Below are 21,062 nucleotides of genomic sequence, written 5' to 3'. Positions count from 1 at the left end.
CTCTATTGTCTGGCAATCAACAGGTTGCTGATTCGGTTCACAAACTGTGGACTCATACGTGATAGATGAAATAAAAATTTACTTTTTAATCCAACCGGATGGTGCGTAGCGTGCCAGATGGAATCTTTAAGCTGTACCAGTTTTAGAATATCCTGTGCGACATCCTCTGCTTTCAAATGTACCCCCATTTTTTTAATACTTTCTGCCTGCATATCTTTCACCATGGCTGTACTGACGAAAAGTGGCATCACATCAAGCACCCGAATCCCATAGGGTTGCCATTCAATATCCAGACTTTCAGTCAGACCGCGCACGGCAAATTTACTGGTCGCATAAGAGGCCAAATCGGCCTGTCCATAAATGGCGGATGCCGAGGATAAATTAATGACACGAGCAAAGGAAGATTCTTTTAAATAAGGGAAAGTGGCATGACAGCCATTGAGGAGACCTTTAACATTAATATCCAGCGTGCGATGATGCGCTGCAATTGTGGTGTCTTCAAAAGGCCCTGAATATAAAATTCCGGCATTATTCACCAGAATGTTGATTTCACCGGCCCAGGCTGAAAACTCCGCCAAAGCTGTTTCCCAGGAAGTATAGTCTGCCACATCCAGAAAGCCAGCTTTGGCATGTTCGCCCAGTTGCTGGGCCAGCTGTTCGGCCTGTGCCACATTGATATCATAAATACCGACTTTATAGCCGTGCTGGTAAAATAGCATGGCTGTCGCGGCGCCAATTCCTTGTGCTGCCCCACTAATCAATATACTGTGCATGTGCTTGATCTCCTTATTGTCTTTTTTTCTTGAGCATAACAAGAAACAGGCAGATTGACGCGACTATTTGGTAAAGAAGAGGTTTTAAAAGTGGAACAATTGCTTAATATCATGCGTGAATTACGTGAAAAATGTCCATGGGATCAGCAGCAGACTCCCGAATCTCTGACCCAATATGCGATTGAAGAAGCTTATGAAGTAGAAGCTGCGGTACGTTCTGGAAATGTTGACGAGATTCGCGATGAGCTGGGCGATCTGCTGTTACAGGTGGTGTTCCAGTCGCAAATGTACAGCGAGCAGGGTGCTTTTGATTTTCAGGATGTGGTGCAGGCCATTAGCGACAAGCTCATCCGCCGTCATCCGCATGTATTTCAGGCTGAACAGTTTGCAAAATTGAGCCCGGAAGATGTCTCTCAGCTCTGGCAAGAAATTAAACAGCAAGAAAAGCAGGGCAAGCCACGTTCCCGTTTAGATGAAATCAAGCATGCACCGGCCTTGGTACAGGCAGATGAAATCCAGAAAAATGTCGCAAAAATCGGCTTTGATTTTCCCGATGTCACTGGGGCATATGACAAAGTAGAAGAAGAGCTGGCCGAGTTAAAAGAAGCTTTGGCAAGCCAGAATTCCGATGAAATACAGGAAGAATTTGGTGACTGCTTATTTTCTCTGGTCAATGTTGGCCGTAAACTTGGAATCTCGAGTGAAATGGCATTATTAGGCACGATCCATAAGTTTCGTACTCGATTTGCCTTGATGGAACATCAGGCGGAAAAACAACAACTCAATATAGACCGCTTGTCACTGGCTGAATTGGATCAGCTCTGGGAACAGGCCAAATTAGAATTAAAACAAAGAGCGGCGCATGAACAAACAACAACATCGAACAAGTCCGGCGTGGATTAATCTTCTTCTGGGTTTATGGCTAGGCTATATTGCTATTGGAACTGCACATGCAACTGCGACCGATTATATGGAATGGAAGACCAGACAACAGCAACATGATGCGCGGCTCAAACAACAGAATGCATCGACTAAAGCAGATCACTATCTGGCAAAACCGGCACTTTCGGTACAAGCGACAGGTGATAGAATTAGTTTAAATAGTGCAAATATTGAACAATTGCAACAGTTGCATGGCGTGGGACAAAAGAAAGCCCAAGCCATTGTTGAGTATCGGCAGAAAAATGGGAAATTTAAAAGCATTGAAGATATTCAGCTGGTCAAAGGCATTGGGCCGGCATTATTTGCCAAAAACAAGGCCAGACTCGCGTTGTGAATAGACGGAATTGATGCAAAATACAGAATCAATCTGAGCGGCAGGATTGACATAATCAAATTGCCCTTTAGTCGTGTAAGCGATATGATTAGCGTCATCTTAGAATTTTACGTTCAGACGTAGGAGACAGCGTCTTTTGCAAACTTTGCGCGCGTCAAAATGTGGTTTATCAACCGCTCAATTACCTTCTTATATTCTCGATGTGATTGATGCCTTAAACAAGGCAGGCTATGAAGCTTATATCGTGGGTGGTGGTGTTCGAGATCTGATGTTAGGTTTGAATCCTAAAGATTTCGATGCAGTTACCAATGCAACCCCGGCTCAGGTCAAGGAAGTATTCGGACGACGTTGTCGAATTATCGGACGGCGTTTTGAACTGGCGCATGTCTATTCAGGGCGGGAACTGGTTGAAGTGGCCACCTTCCGTGCACCTCCAAAAAAAGCAGTCACCTCGGCCGCGGGGATGATTCTGCGTGATAATAACTGGGGCAGCATCGAGCAGGATTTTGCCCGTCGCGACTTCTCGATCAATGCAATGTATTACCAGCCGCGTAAAGCGATTGTGCTGGATTTCTGCAATGCTGTAGATGATATTCACAGCAAAACTTTACGTTTGCTCGGTGATCCGGCCTTAAGATTTGAAGAAGATCCGGTGCGGATGTTACGTACCTTACGTTTTGCTGCCAAATTGAATTTCAATATTGATGAAGCAATTTTGGATATCTTTACCCCGGAAATGACCCAGCTGCTGCGTGATGTCTCTCCGCATCGACTCTATGATGAATCACAAAAGTTATTCACCATGGGGCATCTGAATCGTGTGTTGCCCATGCTGATTGATTTCGGAATCTGGCATCAGCTGTTCGCCGATATCAAAGCTGAAATCACGCCGTTTATGGAGCGTGCCGCGAAAAATACCGATCAGCGTATTTCGATTGGCAAGACCATCAATCCTGCATTTTTCTACGCGGTACTGTTATGGCAGCCATTCCTCGAGCGTTGTGAGTTTTATCTGAATAAAGGCGTGGTCGCAGCAGAAGCACGTGCCCAAGCGGGTCTGGATGTTTTGAAACGTCAGGCAACCCGAACCATTATTCCTCGCTTCGCCGAGACTTTCATTCGTGAAGTCTGGGAAATGCAGACCCGTTTACTGAATCCAAAACCGCAACAAATTGAGGCCTTGTCTAGTCATGCGCGCTTCCGTGCCGGATTTGACTTTTTGCTGTTGCGCGAAAAATCAGGCGATGCAATGGCGCAAGGCATGGGCAGCTGGTGGGATGCTTATCAGCAAATGAGCGGTGACGAGAAAGAGCGGGCGATTAGCCAGTACAACCGTCAACGTGCCAAGAGCCGTCGTAAGGCCACTCAAGAAGAACATCTGGAACAGAAACTGACGGCACAACAGGATCTCGCCGAGATTGAGCCTTTAGTCAATGAACCTGAACCACGTAACCGCCGGGTGCGTAAAGCCAAGTTTGAAGATAAGGCGAAAACCCTGTCACATGTGGCAGCCAGTGCCAGTGGTGAAATTGGCGCAGATCATCCGATTATGAAACGTAAGCGGGTGCAACGTGATTTAAGCCAGGTGGTGTTTGGGCCAACACAATGATCGTGACGTATATTGGCCTGGGCAGTAACCTGGGCGATTCACGCCAGATTTTGGCAGAAGCTGTACAGAAACTGGCGACATTGGGTCAGGTGAAAACTTCGCATCTGTATCAAAGTCCACCGATGGGGCCACAGGATCAGCCAAATTATCTGAATGCTGTGGTGCAGTTGAATACTAATCTGGCAGCTTTAAGCTTGCTGGATTATTTGCAAGCCTTCGAGCAGGAAGCCGGTCGGGTACGTTTGCGTCATTGGGGCGAGCGTACGCTGGATCTGGACTTGCTGATCTACGGAGATGAACAGATACAGAATCAACGCCTGACTGTACCGCATGTCGGCGTGTTAGAGCGTGATTTCGTACTCATTCCGTTGCTGGACATTGATGCTGAAATACAGGTTCATGCTACATCCTTAAAAGACCTGGACATCGTCAAGCAATCGACCTTAACGGTACTCGATGACACAAACTGGGCAAATATTTAATTTTTGAGTTATGGGTATGTTCGCGAGAACTTCAATCATAGAGGAACATCTTCATGGTCAGTCTGAGTGACTTAAGACGCTTCAAAGCAGATGGACGCAAATTTTCATGTCTGACTTGCTATGATGCCAGCATGGCCAAAGCCATGGAAATTGCAGAAGTAGACAGTATTCTGATTGGCGACTCTTTGGGAATGTCAATTCAGGGCCGCGATTCGACTTTACCAGTGACTGTTGCAGATATGGCCTATCATACCGCTGCGGTACGCCGTGGTAACCAGCATGCCTTTATCATGACTGACTTGCCGTTTATGAGTTATGCCACCTTAAATGATGCCTTGCAAAGTTCGAAAACCGTGATGCAGGCCGGTGCGCAAATGGTGAAAATGGAAGGCGGTGCATGGCTGGCAGAAACCGTGCAGGTGCTGACTCGTAACGGTATTCCAGTCTGTGTGCACTTGGGATTGACGCCACAATCGGTACATGTCTTTGGCGGTTATAAGCTGCAAGCTCGTACCCGTGAAGCAGCGGATCAACTGATTGCAGACTGTAAAGCAGTGGTTGATGCAGGTGCTGCACTGTTACTGCTGGAATGTGTACCGGCACAATTGGGTCAGGAAATCACAGAACTGTTTCCACAAATTCCGGTGATTGGTATCGGTGCAGGCGCAGCCACTGATGGTCAGGTCTTGGTAGTACAAGACATGCTGGGTTTAACCTTTGGCCATACTGCAAAATTTGTCCGTAATTTTATGCAGGAACAATCGGGTGCTACTGCCATTCTGGATGCTTTTAAAGCTTATCATGCTGCAGTTTTAGATGGATCTTTCCCGGCACCCGCACAAACTTTTCAGGTTGAATTGTAAGATGAAAACAGAAACCACCATTCAGGGATTAGCGGCCTCACTTAATCCGGCACGTGCCAACCGCAAGATTATTGGTTTTGTACCCACCATGGGCAATCTGCATCAGGGTCATTTAAATCTGGTACGTGAAGCGCGTAAGCTGTGTGATGTGGTGGTGGTCAGTATCTTTGTCAATCCGATCCAGTTTGGACCCAATGAAGATTTTGATAACTACCCGCGTACGCTGGAGCAGGACCAGCAGCTTTTGGCAGACGTCGGTTGTGATATCGTCTTCGCGCCAACGGTTGAGCAAATGTATGGCAAAAAACCGCGTCTGACCAATATCAGTATCTCTGACATTACTGATGACTTGTGTGGTTTGCAGCGCCCCGGCCATTTTGATGGTGTAGCGGTGGTGGTGACCAAATTGTTTAACATTGTTCAGCCAAACTATGCTTTCTTTGGGCAAAAAGATTATCAGCAGTTGGCAGTGATTCGCCAGTTTGTACAAGACCTGAATATTCCATTAGAAGTGATTGGCGTGCCAATTGCCCGTGCAGAAGATGGTTTAGCCTTAAGTTCTCGAAATGGTTACCTAAGCCAAGAGCATCGTGCAATCGCACCGGTCATTTATCAAAGCTTACAAAAGGCTGAACAGCAGCTCCATGCTGCGATTGAACTGGATACGGTATTGGCCGAGCTTCGCCAGACTTTAACAGATGTCGGGTTTGTCGTAGACTATGTTGAAGCACGAACGCCAGAATTAAAAAAAATTCATACGTTTAATCAAGATGTTGTGTTATTTGTAGCTGCAAAGATAGGTAATACACGTCTGATCGATAACCTGCAGGTCAAATACACTGCCGGATAGGATGAAAGGGTAGCATGTATGAAGCGCATTTTAATTGTCACGGGACAATCTGGTTCAGGTAAATCATCTGCATTGCAGGTGCTTGAGGATCTGGGTTATTACTGTATTGATAATCTGCCTTTGGCATTGCTTCCCGAAATCGTGGCGAAACTGCACAGTGAGAACAATCTGGAACAGTTGGCTTTGGGGGTCGATGTACGCAGTACCCGTGCCGATTTGCAAGAATTTGATCATGTGTTCGAGCAGCTACAACAGCATGGCTCGGTTGATATTATCTATCTGACCACGCAGGATCAGGAACTGATTGCGCGCTTTAGTGCCTCGCGTCGGCCGCATCCTCTAGCTTCGCGCTTTAAGAGTCTGAACGAGTGCATTCAGGAAGAAAAAATCCTGCTAATGCCCATCCAGCTGCGTTCTACCGTGCACATCGATACTACAGATAAAAGCGTGCATGACCTGAAACATACCTTATTGACCAAGTTGGGACAGACCGATAACCTGATCCTGATTTTGCAGTCTTTTGGTTATAAGCATGGCATTCCACTGGATGCCGATTATGTCTTTGATGTCCGGCATTTGCCGAATCCGCATTGGGAACTAGAATTACGCAAATTTTCAGGACTCGATCAACCGGTGCAGGAGTTTTTGCAAAAGAGCGATCAGGTCGAAGATATGTTTAATGATATTTACCATTTTCTGGACAAATGGTTGCCAACCTTTTCTGAAGGGCATCGTCATTATATGACTGTGTCAATTGGCTGTACCGGTGGCCAGCATCGTTCTGTTTACATTGTGGATAGACTAAAAAAAGCCCTTGAGGCAAAATGGTCTATTCAAGTCCTCCATCGAGAAATGAAGCACTGGTCATGATTGATACCACTGTTGACGTAATTAATAAACTGGGTTTACATGCACGCGCATCTGGTAAACTTATAGAAGTGACTACCAAATTTCGTTCCAGTATCCAGATTGGAAAAACGGACAAACTGGTAGATGCAAAAAATATCATGTCCTTGCTGATGCTCGGTGCGGGCAAAGGAACAACTTTACGCTTGGTGATTGAAGGAGCGGATGAGGACAAAGCCTTATCTGAAATTCAGGCACTATTTGCAGCAAAATTTTATGAGGCAGATTAATCGTGGCACGTCGACCGAACAGTTTAACTGAAGAAGATTTCGATTCTTTAGAGGGACGCGCAAGTAAAACCGAACAGAAAAAAGCAGTCCAGCGTATGGCGGCTTTGGGTGCACAGCTGGCTGAGCTGAGTGCTAAACAAATTAAAAACTTGCCTGTTGAAGAGCGTTTGATTGAAGCATTGCTCGATGTACAGGAATTTACCTCACATGAAGCACGTCGCCGTCAATTTTCACGTATTGGTAAATTACTGCGCAATGAAAATGAAACGGTGATTTTATCTTATTTAACACCAAAACAAGGTCTTAAAAAGACAGCCCAATTACAGCGTTGGGTCGATCGAATTGTCAAAGATGGTGACCCGGCCATTAATGAATTTACCAAAACCTATAATGCCACAGAGCGTCATACCTTGCGTCAGCATTATCTTCGCGTACACCGTGATTTAAAGAATCAGGCACCTGAAGCAGAGGTCAATGCGTCTAAGTTAAAGTTATTTAACTATGTACAGCAAGTGGCGTTAATTTCAGACAATTAATTCTTCGTTAAAAAAGCGGTCTTTTTAGGCTAATGCCAGTCAGTTAAGGAATTGACTGGCATTTTCTTTTTCAAATTCATGATTATATCTGATAGATAGAAAAGTCATCCGCAACTGTTTGAGGCATGAGGTGTATTGCACCGCAAGATGCCTTCCTTGCGAAGCTTCGCTTCTCATTTGGGCGAAACCAAAGTAACAAATTATTTTTAAGTATTTGATTTATAAATTTAAGACTCCGTCGTGAACGACTAAAAAGTTAAAGAGTCTATTTCTAAACTCCTTAACTGATCAGCATTAGTCTTTTTAGGCCGCTTTTTTTGTCTTTACCTTAAGTGCGCTGTTCCTTGTGTAAAAAATACCCTGAATTGGATTCATTCGTCCTCAGCATGAAATTTCCATTTTTAATGTAAGCTTGAGTGATAAAAAATCACAAAATTTTCGCAATTAATTTGTTAAAGACTGTAATTTCTTTACAATTCAAAGGCTATCTTTCAGACAGTTTTTTTGAGACTTTAAGTTGAGACTCAAGATCATTGTTAAGTATTTTTTAAAAATAAAAAATGAATTTTGAGCGTTATTAGAGAGTGAAGCCAATCTAATTTATTTTTTTAAACGAAATTTAAATTTATATAGTTGAAAAACCATTAACTTTTATTTAAAAGGGGATAAAAATCGATGCTGAGTATTTTTTGGTCAAGAGTATGTTAAAGTAAATACAAATAAACATGCTTAATTTTAGCTTAGATATTGAGTTTCAAATACTTAAGCAGACTTTTTTTGAAGATTAAATTTTCAAGTTATTCTTAATTAATTAAATATCAGTGCCTTGCGGTTATGAGTGTATTTGGATAGAAACAGATTAACAAATCCTTTAACCTATAGGTGAGTTTTCAGCGTTCAGTAAATATAGAATCTTTGTTATTGATTGTATAAATTTGGTCGACAGTGTTTTCTATATTCCATACATATTCAGAGAGGCAGACATGGAACTAAAACTGCTAGAGGTCGGTCAGAATACGGAGCTTTTAAGCTCATGTCGTATATCTCTCATTTTAGGCGTCTATACCTCCAATAATTTACTAGACACCTTCTGTAAGGTTGCCCGTAAAGTCCTAGGCGTTAAAACCAGTATTATTGGATTCCATATGGAGCCGTATATCTGGTACAGCTGTCCGCACGGTTTTCGGGCCTTGCATGCTCCGCAGGAAATTGCCATCCCTACATATCTGCAACAGGCAGATGTCATCGACCAGACTCATCCTGCTTATGCAGAATTGTCGAATTATGTGAAAGAGCTGGGTGTGGCGCATCACCGACTGGTCACATTTAATTTAAAAGCGAATGCTGGTCAGCCGCTAGGTCAGGTGATTTTTTTTGATGATCAAACTGACATGTTTGATCAGGATGATATTGAGACCGTTAAGCAATTTGCTGAAAGTTTAGTAATTCGAATCCAACTCAATGAAGAACATACTGAGCTGAAAGAGCTATACGAACAGCAATGTGCACAAAACTTTAGTACAACCAAATTTTTCCAGATCATCGCACATGATCTGCGTGCGCCATTTCATGGACTGCTGGGCTTTTCCGAAGTTCTGGCGCAGGAACGCGATACCTTGGATGAGTCCAGTATTCAGAGTATCGCGGATTATTTATATGATAATGCACAATCGACTTATAACTTGCTGGAAAGCTTGCTGACCTGGGCCATGGCTGAGGGTGGACGCTTTGTATATCATCCGATTAATTATGAACTCAAGCAATCCAGTAAAATTGTCTGCAGTGTATTGCACAGTCTGGCGTTGAATAAAAAAATTGAATTAATTGACAATATTCCCGAAGACATTAAAGTCCATGCGGATATCAATATGATTACTTCAGTGTTGCAGAATCTGGTTTCCAATGCGCTGAAATTCACCCCGGTTAATCAAGGCGGTAAAGTCATTTTAGAGGCAGAAATGGACGGTGAGCAGGTTAAAATCACCATTCAGGATACCGGTCTGGGCATGACTGAAGAGCAGATACAGAATCTGTTCAAGCCGACGTTGATGGTGAGTGTCCGAGGTACCGCTGAAGAGAAAGGTGCTGGTTTAGGTTTGGTATTGTGCAAGCGCTTTATTGATCTGAATCATGGTCAAATCGCGGTGGATTCAAAAGAAGGTCGAGGTACGACCTTTACGGTGCATTTGCCAATGGTCACCAATGATCATCAGGCACTGGTGCTTGAAGATCTGCATGCTGAGAAATCCTAAAAGATAATTTCAAACTAAAACACTCCCCCTGAGACAAAACTCCTGCTATAACTAAGCAGAACGTTTCGGGGGAAGAGTTGAGTGATGAATGCGACACAATTGCAAAAAACCTTAAGAGCAAGCCAATATGCTGAACAGGTATTGGCCAATCACCAGAGCCTCCTGGAACAGGATTATGCAATTGACCAGTTTCAGGCTGCACTCAGTCGGGAATATATTGATCAGCTGGTGCAGCACTGTATCCTGAATATTATAGACGAAGCCGCCTGGATGCGCGCCATGCGTATTCTGCGGGCCCGCCTGATGTTTCGCTGGATCTGGCAGGATGCCAATCAACTGACCGATGTCATCACCCTCACCCGAGAACTCTCCGATTTTGCCGATGCCTGTATTTGTGCAGCCAAAGATTTTGCCCGTATGCCGATTGCTGCCAAGTATGGCCAGCCGATTGCTTATAACGGTAAAGTTCAGGATCTTATTGTCATCGCTATGGGCAAACTCGGCGCGCAAGAACTTAATCTTTCCAGTGATATTGACCTGATTTTTGCCTTCGATGAACAGGGTGAAACCGATGGACGCAAATGTATCGATGTGCAGCAGTTTTGCATCCTGTGGGGACAAAAACTGATTCACCTGCTGGATCAGATCACGGCGGATGGTTTTGTGTTTCGGGTCGATATGCGTCTGCGTCCTTGGGGTGATGGTTCAGCCCTGGCCATTAGTCATGTGGCCTTAGAGAAATACTTAAGTCAGCATGGCCGGGAATGGGAGCGCTACGCTTGGATCAAGGCGCGTGTTGTCAATCCAAGTCCGGAAGGTGATGCTCTGCTTGACATGACCCGTCCTTTTGTCTTTCGTAAATACGTGGATTACAGTGCTTTTGAAGCCATGCGCGAAATGAAAACCATGATCGAGCGTGAAGTCCAGCGGCGTAATATTGAAGATGATATCAAGCTCGGTGCTGGCGGTATTCGCGAAGTTGAATTTATCGTGCAGGTCTTTCAGCTGATTTATGGTGGAGCCAAACTTGAATTGCAGGATCGCCAATGTCTGGTCAATCTGAACCATCTCGATGATGCTGAACTCTTGGATGAACAGGCAGTCCAAGATCTGGAAGATGCCTATTTGTTCCTGCGCCGGGTGGAACATGCGATTCAGGCCTTAAACGATCAACAAACCCAATCTTTACCGACTGAGCCTGATTTACGTCAGCGAATGGTAGAGACCTTAGGTTTTGCAGACTGGTCAGGTTTTATGACTGTCCTGAACCAGAAGCGAGCCAAAGTCATTTATCAGTTTGAGCATCTGATTAAGGAAAATGAACCGGAAGCCCAGGTCGAAAGTTTTGTCCAGCTGGAAAAGAAGCTCAACGATGTTCTGGATGATGCCGCCAAGAATCTGGTTCATGAATTCTGGCATGGTCATGCATTGAAAAAGCTACCGGCCAAGGCGATTCAACGTTTAAAAACCTTTTGGCCTTATCTGATTGAAGCGATTCTGGAGTCTGCCAAGCCGCAAATGGCGTTGTTGCGTCTCATGCCCTTGGTTGAGTCGGTGATGCGCCGTACTGTCTATCTGGTCATGCTGATTGAAAGTAAAGGCGCACTGCAACGACTGGTGAAAATGGCCACGGTGAGTCCCTGGATTTGTGAAGAACTCTCACAATATCCGGTATTGCTGGATGAGTTTCTGTCGATGGATTTTGAGTTACCGAAACGACAGGATCTGGAAGATTCTTTACGCCAGCAATTACTCCGTATTGAGATTGATCAGGTTGAAGATCAGATGCGGGTATTGCGCCTGTTTAAAAAATCCAATGTCTTGGCCGTAGCAGCCAGTGATGTTCTGGCTGAAAGTCCTTTGATGAAAGTTTCTGATGCCTTAACCGATATTGCCGAAGTATCTGTCAATGCAGCTCTGCATTTGGCCTATCAGATGGTGGCCAAAAGGCATGGTTTTCCACTGGATGCCGAAGGCAAGCGCTGTTCAATCGAGCATACTGCCTTTGCGGTCATTGGTTATGGCAAGGTCGGTGGCATTGAACTGGGTTATGGCTCGGACTTGGATTTAGTGTTTATTCATTTTATGGGAGAACAGGCCGATACGGATGGACTCAAGCCGATTAGTGGTTTTGAGTTTGCCATGCGCGTGGCACAAAAATTCATGTCATTGATGACCACGCAAACCCTGGATGGGCGGGTCTATGAAGTCGATACCCGTTTACGTCCTTCAGGTGAAGCAGGCCTTTTGGTCACCAGTCTGAAAGCCTTTGAACAATATCAGCTTAAGAGTGCCTGGTTATGGGAGCATCAAGCCTTGGTGCGCGCGCGTCCAATTGCGGGTGAGTTAAGCCTAAGACAAAAATTTGAAATCTTACGCCGTAATATTTTGATTCAGCCTCGTGATGAAAATTATGTGCGGGCAGAAGTACTAAAAATGCGTCAGAAAATGAAGGATCATCTGGGCTCCTCCAAAGCGCAGAAAAAAGATGGAATTTTTCATTTAAAACAAGATACAGGTGGTATCGTAGACATCGAATTTATGGCACAGTATGCGGTGTTGGCCTGGAGTGGGACGAATAAAGATCTCGCCCATTTCTCCGACAATGTAAGAATTCTTGAGGATACCGCAAAATCAGGTTGCTTATCCAGCGACGATGCGACTGCTCTGATTCAAGCTTATCTCAGTGAACGCGCCGAGAGCCACCGCTTAGCCCTTGCAAATCAATCCATGCAAGTGTCTGCAAGCGACTGGCACGATACCCGAATGACCGTTTGCAAGTTATGGCAAAGACTAATTGATCCAAGTGCAAGCTTTGCGCTGGATAGTGAATAATTGTGAAAAATTGGAGTTTGTGGCATGAATTTGGCTGATCGTGATGGTTTCATTTGGCAAGATGGACAACTGGTTGACTGGCGTGAGGCGAAAACTCACGTATTAACACATACATTGCATTACAGCATGGGTGTGTTTGAAGGCGTCCGTGCCTATGAAACTCCGAATGGAACGGCTATTTTCCGTCTAAAAGAACACACCAAGCGTTTGTTGAATTCTGCAAAAATTTATCAAATGAAAGTTCCATTTGATCATGCAACATTAGAACAAGCGCAAATTGATGTGGTGCGTGAAAATAAACTGGCATCTTGCTATTTACGTCCAATCCTTTTTATTGGCTCTGAAAAATTGGGTATTGCAGCGACTGATAATACCATTCATGCCGTGGTTGCTGCATGGAGCTGGGGTGCTTACCTTGGTGATGAGGCAATGGCGAAGGGTATTCGCGTGAAAACATCATCGTTTACGCATCATCATCCGAACGTGACTATGTGTAAAGCGAAAGCGTCTGGTAACTACACGTTGTCGATTCTGGCGCATCAGGAAGTTGCGCATTCTGGTTATGACGAAGCTATGTTACTTGATCCACAAGGCTATGTTTGCCAAGGTTCAGGTGAAAACGTATTCTTGGTACGTGACGGTGTGATTCATACGCCTGATATCGCAGGCGGTGCGCTTGATGGTATTACCCGTCAAACCATCATTACCATTGCTAAAGACTTAGGTTATGACGTTGTTGAGCGTCGTATTACTCGTGATGAATTCTACATTGCAGATGAAGCATTCTTCACAGGTACAGCAGCAGAAGTGACGCCAATTCGTGAATACGATGACCGTCAAATTGGTGAAGGTGTCCGTGGTCCAATCACGACGCAAATCCAGAAAGCTTATTTTGATGCAGTTCAGGGTAAAGATCCTAAATATGCACATTGGTTAACTTACGTGAAATAAGTAATAATTTACTGATTGAAAAAACCTCTCATTTGAGAGGTTTTTTTTAAGGGATATACTTATTCTGCCGAACTTATGTCATCATATTCGGTATCCAGAAGATTTTAAGATGAGCTTAGGCATACGCAATGAGTAACATCGTTATTTGTATGAAATGGGGAACCAAATACGGTTCTGAATATGTCAATCGTTTATACAACATGGTTAAACGACATACGACAGTCGATTTCAAAATGGTCTGTCTGACGGATCGTACTGAAGGAATTAATCCTGAAGTACAATGTTTCCCAATTCCACCTTTGGCATTGCCTGAAGGTGCACCTGAGCGTGGCTGGAATAAGCTATCTACTTTTGAACCGGATTTATATGGTTTAGAAGGCAATGCGCTATTTCTCGATCTTGATGTGGTGATTGTCGATAACATCGATGAGTTCTTTAGCTATCCGGGTGATTTTCTGATTATCCATGACTGGAAACGTCCTTGGCGGATTACTGGTAACAGTTCGGTGTATCGTTTTAAACTGGGTGCATTTCCGGGACTTTTACCGTATTTCCGTGAAAATTTTGATGAAATCCGTCAGAAATTCCGTAATGAGCAGGCTTATTTGTCTTGGTATGTAGATAAAGAGGGCAAGCAGACTTATTGGCCGGAAAGCTGGTGTAAGAGTTATAAATATCATTGCCTGCAAAAAATTCCGATGGCTTATTTCAAGCCCCCAGTGAAGCCTGAAGGCGCCAAAATTATTGTGTTTCATGGTGAAATTAATCCACCTGATGCAGTCAATGGTGGTGGTGGAAAGTGGTATCGTTATGTGCTGCCATCGCAGTGGATTAAGGATGCTTGGCAGTAGGTTCTAGAGTTTATTCAACCTAATTATTAATTAGAAGTGTTATGGAAAAAATAGATTTTGTTATTGCTTGGGTCGATGGTAATGATGTAAAACATCGACTTAAAAGGCAACAGTTTCAATCTGCTAATATAGTAAAAGGTGCAGCAGAAGAAACTCGATTTGCCAGTAATGATGAAATCTATTTTTCAATTGCTTCAATTCTTAAATATGCTCCCTATTTTGGAGCAATTTATATTATTACTGATAAACAGCAGCCACAACATATTCATGATTTTGTTGAACAAGGATTATGTACTCCTGAACAGATTAAAATAATTGATCATCAGACGATATTTGCTAGTCACGAGCAGTATTTGCCTACATTTAATTCTTTAAGTATTGAAACCATGCTTTGGAATATTCCAGGCTTATGTCGCTATTTCATTTATTTAAATGATGATTTCTTCTTCAATGCACCTTCTAAACTTGATGACTTTTTAATTGAGGATCGAATTAAAATTTATGGGCATTGGCAAAGTAGCTCACTCATAAAAGCAAAATTCAATCTACGTAAAGGCTTCAATAAATATTTTGGTAAGCCTTTACAGCCTAAATATACGATTGCACAAATGCTCAGTGCTGAGTTATGTGGGTTAAATCAATATTATGAAATCCATCATCGCCCTCATATACTCGATCGTGACATACTACAAAAGTATTTCGAAGAGAACCCCGAAATATTAGATCAACAGATTAAACACCGGTTTAGAAGTGCTTTACAATTTTTACCAGTAGGACTCAATAACCATTTGAAAATTCAAGCTAATGAAGCAGTTCTGTATGATGATATCAATATTGCTTATTTAAAAAATGAAGCATCGTTACCTTTATTTTTAAGAAACTTAAATGATGTAACTATTAAATTTGGCTGTGCTCAGAGTTTAGATCAATTCGATTCTTTACAAAAATCGAAGATATCTTCTGCTTTAATTGCTAAATTTAAAGATTATTTACCTCTATTTATTCATCATTAAGAGTTAGTCATGAAAGTTATAACTTATTTAATTAATTTAGACGGAAGTGATGAACGTCTAAAAAATGCAACACAACAGCTTAATAGTGTGGGCTGGGATTTTGAACGATTTTCTGCAGTAGATGGCCGTGGCAAGACTTTAACTGAATTTGCCAACTATGATAATCAAGGTGCGCAACAGGTTCTCGGGCGTAGCCTGATGAACTCAGAATTAGGATGTTATCTGAGTCATTACGGTTGTGCTGAAAAATTTTTAACCACTGATGCAGATTATTTGGTTGTACTGGAAGATGACCTTAAAATTAATAATAACTTTAAGATTAAAATTGACAGCATCATTAAATATTTGCATCAGCATAAAGATCTAAACTGGTATCTCATTAATATTGCTGCAAAAAAGAAAAAATTAGCAAAAGATATTACGCAAATAGAGGATATAAGTCTATGGCATGCTTTTTATTTCCCAATTCGTGGCTTAGGGTTAATCTGGTCGCGGCAGGGAGCACGGGCTTTTATTGAGGCTGGCAAAACTATAAATATGCCAGTTGATATTTTCTTCCAGTCTTGGTTAAGTCAAAATGGCAAAGGTTTAGGAGTTTGGCCATCATTAGTAAAGCCGGCAGGGGTGGATAGTGATATTTTGGGAACGGTTGCAGCTCAGGGGATTTCTCGTAAAGCACTCGAAAACAGAAGCAGTTCCTATGGCTTTAAAAAACAAAAGCGCATGTGGCGTGATCGTTATTATGCACTCAAGCATTTAGTTGCAACGAAGTAAGTAATTCTATGAAAAATATTGTCATCAGCCTACAGACGGCAAAAGCACGCCGTGAGCATATTGAAAAAGAATTTGGTCAACAGAATATCAGCTTTGAATTTTTTGATGCCATTACTCCTGATAAAAATCAACAGTATGCTGAAAAGTTTGGGTTAAATTTAAATTCTTTTAATTTGAAACCTACAGAAATTTCTTGCTTTTTAAGTCATATTTATTTATGGGTTTATGCTGAAGAAAATAATTTAGAATATATTGCTATTTTTGAAGATGATATTTATTTAGGTGAAAATGCCAATCTATTCTTAACAAATGCTAGTTGGATTCCTAACGATATTGATGTTTTAAAATTAGAAGCTTTTGATAAATATATTGAAGTAGATAGAAGTAGTGTTTTAAATACTCTAGATAATAGAGAAATTTATCATTTAATTTCTAAGCATATTGGTGGAGCCGGATATATTATTTCTCATAAAATAATTAATAAAATTTTATTACGACTAAAACAAGAAAAAAAAATCAAACCTTTAGATCATTATTTATTTGAAGATTTAATTTTAGACAATAATACTAATATAGTTCAGATTTTACCTGCTCTATGTATTCAAGATTTTATAAAACATAGTACATATGAAAACTTTGCTAGCTCTCTAGAGGAAGAAAGGCGCAAACGATTTAATAGTATAAAAGTTAAGTTAACATTTGTTCAAAAACTTAAAAGGGAGATTTTGAGATTGGCTTTGCAAGTTAAAGGAATATTTAGAAGAATTATGTATCGAAAAAAAGTTACATTTAGATAATAACTTATTATATCTAATAGATTTTTTTACGATTTTCCAACTTCCTAAACCTTTTATACCCCCACAAATACTGTTCTGGAGCGACATTAATCATGCGCTCCATTTCTTTATTTAAAGTATCTACAGAAAGCTGCAAATCTTTCGATAAAATATCATTTGATAATTCAGTCACGTAAATATCATAACCCGATAAATCTTCACGTCTTAAACAACTGAGTCCAACCACAGAGCATTGTGTTTTAGCCGCAAGTTTGGAAAGAAGCGTAGAAGATAGCGCATTTTGACCATAAAAATAAGAATAGATTCCACCAGATTCTTTCGGGACATGATCCGGTAAAATCGCAGAAAAACCACCCTGTTTGAGATGCTTAAATAAAGCACGTACACCAGAATCATCGGTCGGAACCAGTGTCGCATTCAGACGTTGCCGAGCTTCCAGCATAAAGCGATCGACATCTTCATTTTTGCTGGGCTTATACATAATCACAGGGGAGGTATGTTGATTGACCCAGACATTCAACAGCTCCCAAGTACCAAAATGAGGCACTACCGCCAAGCAGCCATGCGGGTTTTTTAAAGCCTGAATAAATAAATCTGCACCATGCACATCTCGAATTAAAGACAGCGCATAATCTGGTGATGAACCCCAAATCTTGACCGATTCCGCATAGGTCATACACTGACTTTTCAGGCTGCGTTTACTTAAATCAGCGCGTTCAGATTCCGAAAGTTCAGGATAGGCAGAGGCCAGATTAATCTCAGTTACTCGGCGTGCAGAAGAATGGCTGAGATACAAAAGAGATCCAGCCAGTTGCGCAAGATTTTGAATAAATCTTAATGGAAATTTGGAGAAATTTTTCAGTAAGGTGTACATGCTATCCAGAGCGTCAGATTATAGGTCTTTATCTGGATTGCCCTTCAGCACCATATAAATCAAACCGACGAAAATCAGTAAGGCACCTAAAATACTGCTCAGGCAGAAATATACAATACGTTCATTGGTATCGAGGTTGAACAGGTTGTTGGCAAGGATATAACGCATGAACAGCCATTGAACCACTGAAAATACAATAAGCATAATGCTGCGATTACGAACTGCAGGACGCATAGCCATTGCTAATTACCTTAGATTAAAAACTGTCGCTATTATGCCACTGTTCCAGATGTGACTCAATCACACAAAAAAAGCCCCGCACGAGGCAGGGCTTTTTCACTTAAATCTTCAAGAATTATTCTTGAGATTCAGCTTTTGGTTTTTCACGTAAGCGAATACCAAGGTCACGCAGTTGGTTTGATTCAACTGGTGCCGGTGCTTGCGTCAATGGACATTCCGCAGTTTTGGTTTTCGGGAATGCGATCACGTCACGGATTGAAGATGCACCAGTCATCAACATTACCAGACGGTCAAGACCGAATGCCAAACCACCATGTGGAGGTGCGCCATAACGTAAAGCATTGAGCAAGAAGCTGAATTTCTCTTCCGCTTCTTCTTCATCAATGCCTAAAGCTTCAAAAATCGCTTTTTGCATTTCAAGGTTATGAATACGCAGCGAACCACCACCCACTTCAGTACCGTTCAATACCATATCGTAAGCAACAGAAAGTGCAGCACCCGGGTTGTTCTTCACCTCTTCAACGCTTGATTTCGGTAGCGTGAATGGGTGATGCACAGAGGTCCATTTGCCATCGTCAGTTTCTTCGAACATCGGGAAGTCAACGACCCAAAGCGGTGCCCACTCACATGTTGCCAATTTCATGTCATGGCCGACTTTAATACGTAAAGCACCCATCGCATCGTTTACGATTTTGGCTTTGTCCGCACCGAAGAATACGATATCGCCATTTTCAGCACCCACACGTTTTAATAGATCAAGCACGATTGGCTCGATGAATTTCACGATTGGAGACTGAAGGCCTTCGATACCTTTTTCAAGTTCGTTAACTTTGATATAAGCGAGACCTTTTGCACCGTAGATGCCGACAAATTTGGTGTATTCATCAATCTGGCTACGTGGCAATGAACCTGCACCCGGTACGCGAAGCGCAACGATACGGCCTTTCGGGTCTTTAGCAGGACCTGCGAATACTTTGAATTCAACGTCTTGCATCATATCTGCAACGTCAACCAGTTTCAAAGGAATACGCATATCCGGTTTATCAGATGCATAGTCACGCATTGCATCGGCATAAGTCATACGTGGGAATTTGTCGAATTCAACATTTAAAAGTTCTTTGAACATTTTAACCGTCAAGGTTTCCATCAAATCCATAATGTCATCGTCACTCATGAACGATGTTTCAACGTCAATCTGGGTAAATTCTGGCTGACGATCCGCACGTAAGTCTTCATCACGGAAACATTTAGCAATTTGGTAGTAACGATCAATACCGCCCACCATCAACAACTGTTTGAATAGCTGTGGAGATTGTGGAAGCGCATAGAAGCTACCGTTAGATACACGGCTTGGTACTAAATAGTCACGTGCGCCTTCAGGAGTCGCACGTGTCAAAATTGGTGTTTCAACGTCTAAGAAACCATTGTCTTCGAAGTAGTTACGAATCAGGTTGGTTAACTTAGAACGGAAGCGTAAACGATCTAGCATTTCTGGACGACGGATATCCAGGAAACGGTATTTCAAACGGATTTCTTCAGAAATATTGGTGTTTTCGTCATTCAAAGGGAATGGCGGAGTTTCAGACTGAGCAAGAACTTCAATTTCTTTACCCAAGACTTCGATTTGACCGCTCACCATATTGGCATTTTCTGTGCCTTCATAACGGCGACGTACACGGCCTGTAATTTTTAATACAAATTCTGAACGTACTTTATCAGCAGTTGCGAATGCTTCAGGAGTATCTGGGTCAATAACCACTTGAACAAGACCATCACGGTCACGCATGTCAAGGAAGATGACACCACCGTGGTCACGGCGACGGTGTACCCAACCGCATAATGTTACGGTTTGGTCAATTTGAGCTTCGGTTAAAGAACCGCAGTAATGAGTTCGCATCATAGCGTTAGAAATCCAACTATATGGGTTAAGGTCAGCGAATACGTAAACAGCGTACCGCTTTGAGTAAAGGTAGGATTATGCCTCTTTGGGCATGTTGTCACAAGAACTTGGGTCAAAAACAATATCATTTTAAAGTGAATAGGGGAAAGCCAGTGCTTTGTTTAACCCATCCTGCGATCTCTGTCTAAAAATAAAAACAATAAACAGCCCAGACTGAAGGTGATCAAAAAGCCTTGACTAAATTCATTGATAGAGCGACCAGTAAAATAATAGAGATCCGATCGCCAGACTTCCGTAGAAATATAGCGCGCATAATCCCAGACCGAAAATAGGCCGGTAAATATAGAAAAGAGCAATAAGCCCCAGGCAAACGATTTGATTTTTCGGCTGACTGCCAGATATTGCTTATGCTTTTTATAGTAGTGCGCACTCATCCACAGCATAAACGGCAAAACAATCATGGACGTGCCAATCTGTAAAATCCGGTGCAGTGGATAACTTTGTCCAAACAACTGAAAATGTTGGGCTAAGACTTCATGGAAGGCAAAAGTTCGAAAATCGACATGGGTTATTCCATCCCAGATTAAATGGGTGGCTGTACCAATGATGACTGCCAGACACATCACCAGGATGAATTTTAGTGCTGAAAGGATATTGTGAATCTTTAAATCATGCTGAATACCGATGAAACGGTAAATCACGGGCCGGTAAATCAGGTACCAGACGGCACAAAAAGCCAAACCAATCCAGAGATCTGGATGAATCAGAGAAGACCATAAATGGGTGATATTCGAATTAGTATGAGTAAACAAGCGATGCAGATCGGGAACCATGCTCCCAATTGCCAGCGCAGCAACAGGAAGTCTATTCCCAGTCAAATATGAAATAGGTGGAGCAAGCACAGCATGCGATAAGGTAAAGGGCATAAAGACAATATTTTAATGTAATCAAAAGTATTCAAAGGACATTCTAATAAAATATAGCACTGATTATCGTAAAGGATTGCAAAAATAATGAAATGTTATATTATAACATTAATCCAGATTACTG

General features: G+C 42.3%; 21 protein-coding genes. 16 read left to right on the top strand and 5 right to left on the bottom strand.

Annotated features, from left to right (window positions below; genetic code table 11):
* Window positions 1–2 precede the first annotated feature (2 nt).
* A complete protein-coding gene (locus LOZ91_RS07590) occupies window positions 3–773 on the bottom strand; it encodes an SDR family oxidoreductase (RefSeq protein WP_179999049.1) in 771 nt (256 codons plus the stop codon).
* Window positions 774–863: 90 nt separating this feature from the next.
* Between LOZ91_RS07590 and mazG the strand changes: the two genes are divergently transcribed.
* From mazG to LOZ91_RS07510, 16 genes are all read left to right on the top strand, one after another.
* The gene (gene mazG / locus LOZ91_RS07585; RefSeq protein WP_244782943.1) at window positions 864–1,676 is read left to right on the top strand and encodes a nucleoside triphosphate pyrophosphohydrolase; all 813 of its coding nucleotides are present in this window, start codon (window positions 864–866) and stop codon (window positions 1,674–1,676) included.
* Window positions 1,636–2,049 (top strand): ComEA family DNA-binding protein, encoded by a 414-nt coding sequence (locus LOZ91_RS07580; RefSeq protein WP_005172659.1) that lies wholly within the window; start codon window positions 1,636–1,638, stop codon window positions 2,047–2,049. Before mazG ends, LOZ91_RS07580 begins: the two co-directional genes overlap by 41 nt.
* A gap of 136 nt (window positions 2,050–2,185) precedes the next feature.
* Window positions 2,186–3,658: a polynucleotide adenylyltransferase PcnB gene (gene pcnB, locus LOZ91_RS07575; RefSeq protein ID WP_159516240.1), complete on the top strand. Its 1,473-nt coding sequence runs from the start codon at window positions 2,186–2,188 to the stop codon at window positions 3,656–3,658.
* A complete protein-coding gene (folK, locus tag LOZ91_RS07570) occupies window positions 3,655–4,140 on the top strand; it encodes a 2-amino-4-hydroxy-6-hydroxymethyldihydropteridine diphosphokinase (protein ID WP_005172653.1) in 486 nt (161 codons plus the stop codon). The genes pcnB and folK overlap by 4 nt, the downstream gene beginning before the upstream one ends.
* 53 nt (window positions 4,141–4,193) lie before the next feature.
* On the top strand, window positions 4,194–5,003 hold the full coding sequence (panB, locus tag LOZ91_RS07565) for a 3-methyl-2-oxobutanoate hydroxymethyltransferase (protein ID WP_074384037.1): 810 nt from the start codon (window positions 4,194–4,196) through the stop codon (window positions 5,001–5,003).
* A gap of 1 nt (window position 5,004) precedes the next feature.
* Window positions 5,005–5,853, top strand: a complete 849-nt coding sequence (panC, locus tag LOZ91_RS07560; protein WP_005095700.1) for a pantoate--beta-alanine ligase — start codon at window positions 5,005–5,007, stop codon at window positions 5,851–5,853.
* A gap of 18 nt (window positions 5,854–5,871) precedes the next feature.
* The gene (gene rapZ, locus LOZ91_RS07555) at window positions 5,872–6,723 is read left to right on the top strand and encodes an RNase adapter RapZ (RefSeq protein ID WP_005172647.1); all 852 of its coding nucleotides are present in this window, start codon (window positions 5,872–5,874) and stop codon (window positions 6,721–6,723) included.
* Window positions 6,720–6,989 (top strand): HPr family phosphocarrier protein, encoded by a 270-nt coding sequence (locus LOZ91_RS07550; protein ID WP_034608740.1) that lies wholly within the window; start codon window positions 6,720–6,722, stop codon window positions 6,987–6,989. The genes rapZ and LOZ91_RS07550 overlap by 4 nt, the downstream gene beginning before the upstream one ends.
* Window positions 6,990–6,991: 2 nt before the next feature.
* Window positions 6,992–7,525: a ribosome biogenesis factor YjgA gene (yjgA, locus tag LOZ91_RS07545; protein WP_005172645.1), complete on the top strand. Its 534-nt coding sequence runs from the start codon at window positions 6,992–6,994 to the stop codon at window positions 7,523–7,525.
* A gap of 983 nt (window positions 7,526–8,508) precedes the next feature.
* A complete protein-coding gene (locus LOZ91_RS07540) occupies window positions 8,509–9,777 on the top strand; it encodes a HAMP domain-containing sensor histidine kinase (protein ID WP_244782941.1) in 1,269 nt (422 codons plus the stop codon).
* Between the two features lie 84 nt (window positions 9,778–9,861).
* Window positions 9,862–12,612 carry a bifunctional [glutamate--ammonia ligase]-adenylyl-L-tyrosine phosphorylase/[glutamate--ammonia-ligase] adenylyltransferase gene (gene glnE, locus LOZ91_RS07535; RefSeq protein WP_244782939.1) on the top strand — a complete coding sequence of 917 codons (2,751 nt, stop codon included), beginning with the start codon at window positions 9,862–9,864 and terminating at the stop codon, window positions 12,610–12,612.
* A gap of 24 nt (window positions 12,613–12,636) precedes the next feature.
* On the top strand, window positions 12,637–13,563 hold the full coding sequence (locus LOZ91_RS07530; protein WP_244782937.1) for a branched-chain amino acid transaminase: 927 nt from the start codon (window positions 12,637–12,639) through the stop codon (window positions 13,561–13,563).
* 128 nt (window positions 13,564–13,691) lie between these two features.
* Window positions 13,692–14,414 carry a glycosyltransferase gene (locus LOZ91_RS07525; RefSeq protein WP_074384044.1) on the top strand — a complete coding sequence of 241 codons (723 nt, stop codon included), beginning with the start codon at window positions 13,692–13,694 and terminating at the stop codon, window positions 14,412–14,414.
* A 41-nt stretch (window positions 14,415–14,455) separates the two neighbouring features.
* Entirely contained in the window at window positions 14,456–15,427 is a 972-nt protein-coding gene (locus LOZ91_RS07520) for a Stealth CR1 domain-containing protein (protein ID WP_159516243.1), read from the top strand.
* 9 nt (window positions 15,428–15,436) lie between these two features.
* Entirely contained in the window at window positions 15,437–16,201 is a 765-nt protein-coding gene (locus LOZ91_RS07515; RefSeq protein ID WP_159516244.1) for a glycosyltransferase family 25 protein, read from the top strand.
* 8 nt (window positions 16,202–16,209) lie between these two features.
* Complete coding sequence (locus LOZ91_RS07510; protein WP_159516245.1) at window positions 16,210–16,998, top strand: glycosyltransferase family 25 protein; 789 nt, start codon at window positions 16,210–16,212, stop codon at window positions 16,996–16,998.
* Between the two features lie 13 nt (window positions 16,999–17,011).
* On the opposite strand, the gene LOZ91_RS07505 is transcribed toward LOZ91_RS07510, so the two are convergent.
* The 4 genes from LOZ91_RS07505 to LOZ91_RS07490 all read right to left on the bottom strand — a co-directional run bounded on the left by LOZ91_RS07505 (window position 17,012) and on the right by LOZ91_RS07490 (window position 20,938).
* A complete protein-coding gene (locus tag LOZ91_RS07505) occupies window positions 17,012–17,872 on the bottom strand; it encodes a lysophospholipid acyltransferase family protein (RefSeq protein WP_244782936.1) in 861 nt (286 codons plus the stop codon).
* Between the two features lie 18 nt (window positions 17,873–17,890).
* Window positions 17,891–18,112 carry a hypothetical protein gene (locus LOZ91_RS07500; RefSeq protein ID WP_004733007.1) on the bottom strand — a complete coding sequence of 74 codons (222 nt, stop codon included), beginning with the start codon at window positions 18,110–18,112 and terminating at the stop codon, window positions 17,891–17,893.
* Between the two features lie 115 nt (window positions 18,113–18,227).
* Window positions 18,228–20,012, bottom strand: a complete 1,785-nt coding sequence (gene aspS / locus LOZ91_RS07495; RefSeq protein WP_244782934.1) for an aspartate--tRNA ligase — start codon at window positions 20,010–20,012, stop codon at window positions 18,228–18,230.
* Between the two features lie 161 nt (window positions 20,013–20,173).
* Window positions 20,174–20,938 carry a DUF4184 family protein gene (locus LOZ91_RS07490; RefSeq protein WP_244782933.1) on the bottom strand — a complete coding sequence of 255 codons (765 nt, stop codon included), beginning with the start codon at window positions 20,936–20,938 and terminating at the stop codon, window positions 20,174–20,176.
* Window positions 20,939–21,062: the final 124 nt, after the last annotated feature.

The sequence above is a fragment of the Acinetobacter sp. F-1 genome (assembly GCF_022869025.1).
GTDB classification, from domain to species: domain Bacteria; phylum Pseudomonadota; class Gammaproteobacteria; order Pseudomonadales; family Moraxellaceae; genus Acinetobacter; species Acinetobacter pseudolwoffii.
The sequence above is the reverse complement of the archived record's forward strand: the minus strand, read 5'-3'. Positions and strand labels throughout refer to the sequence as shown.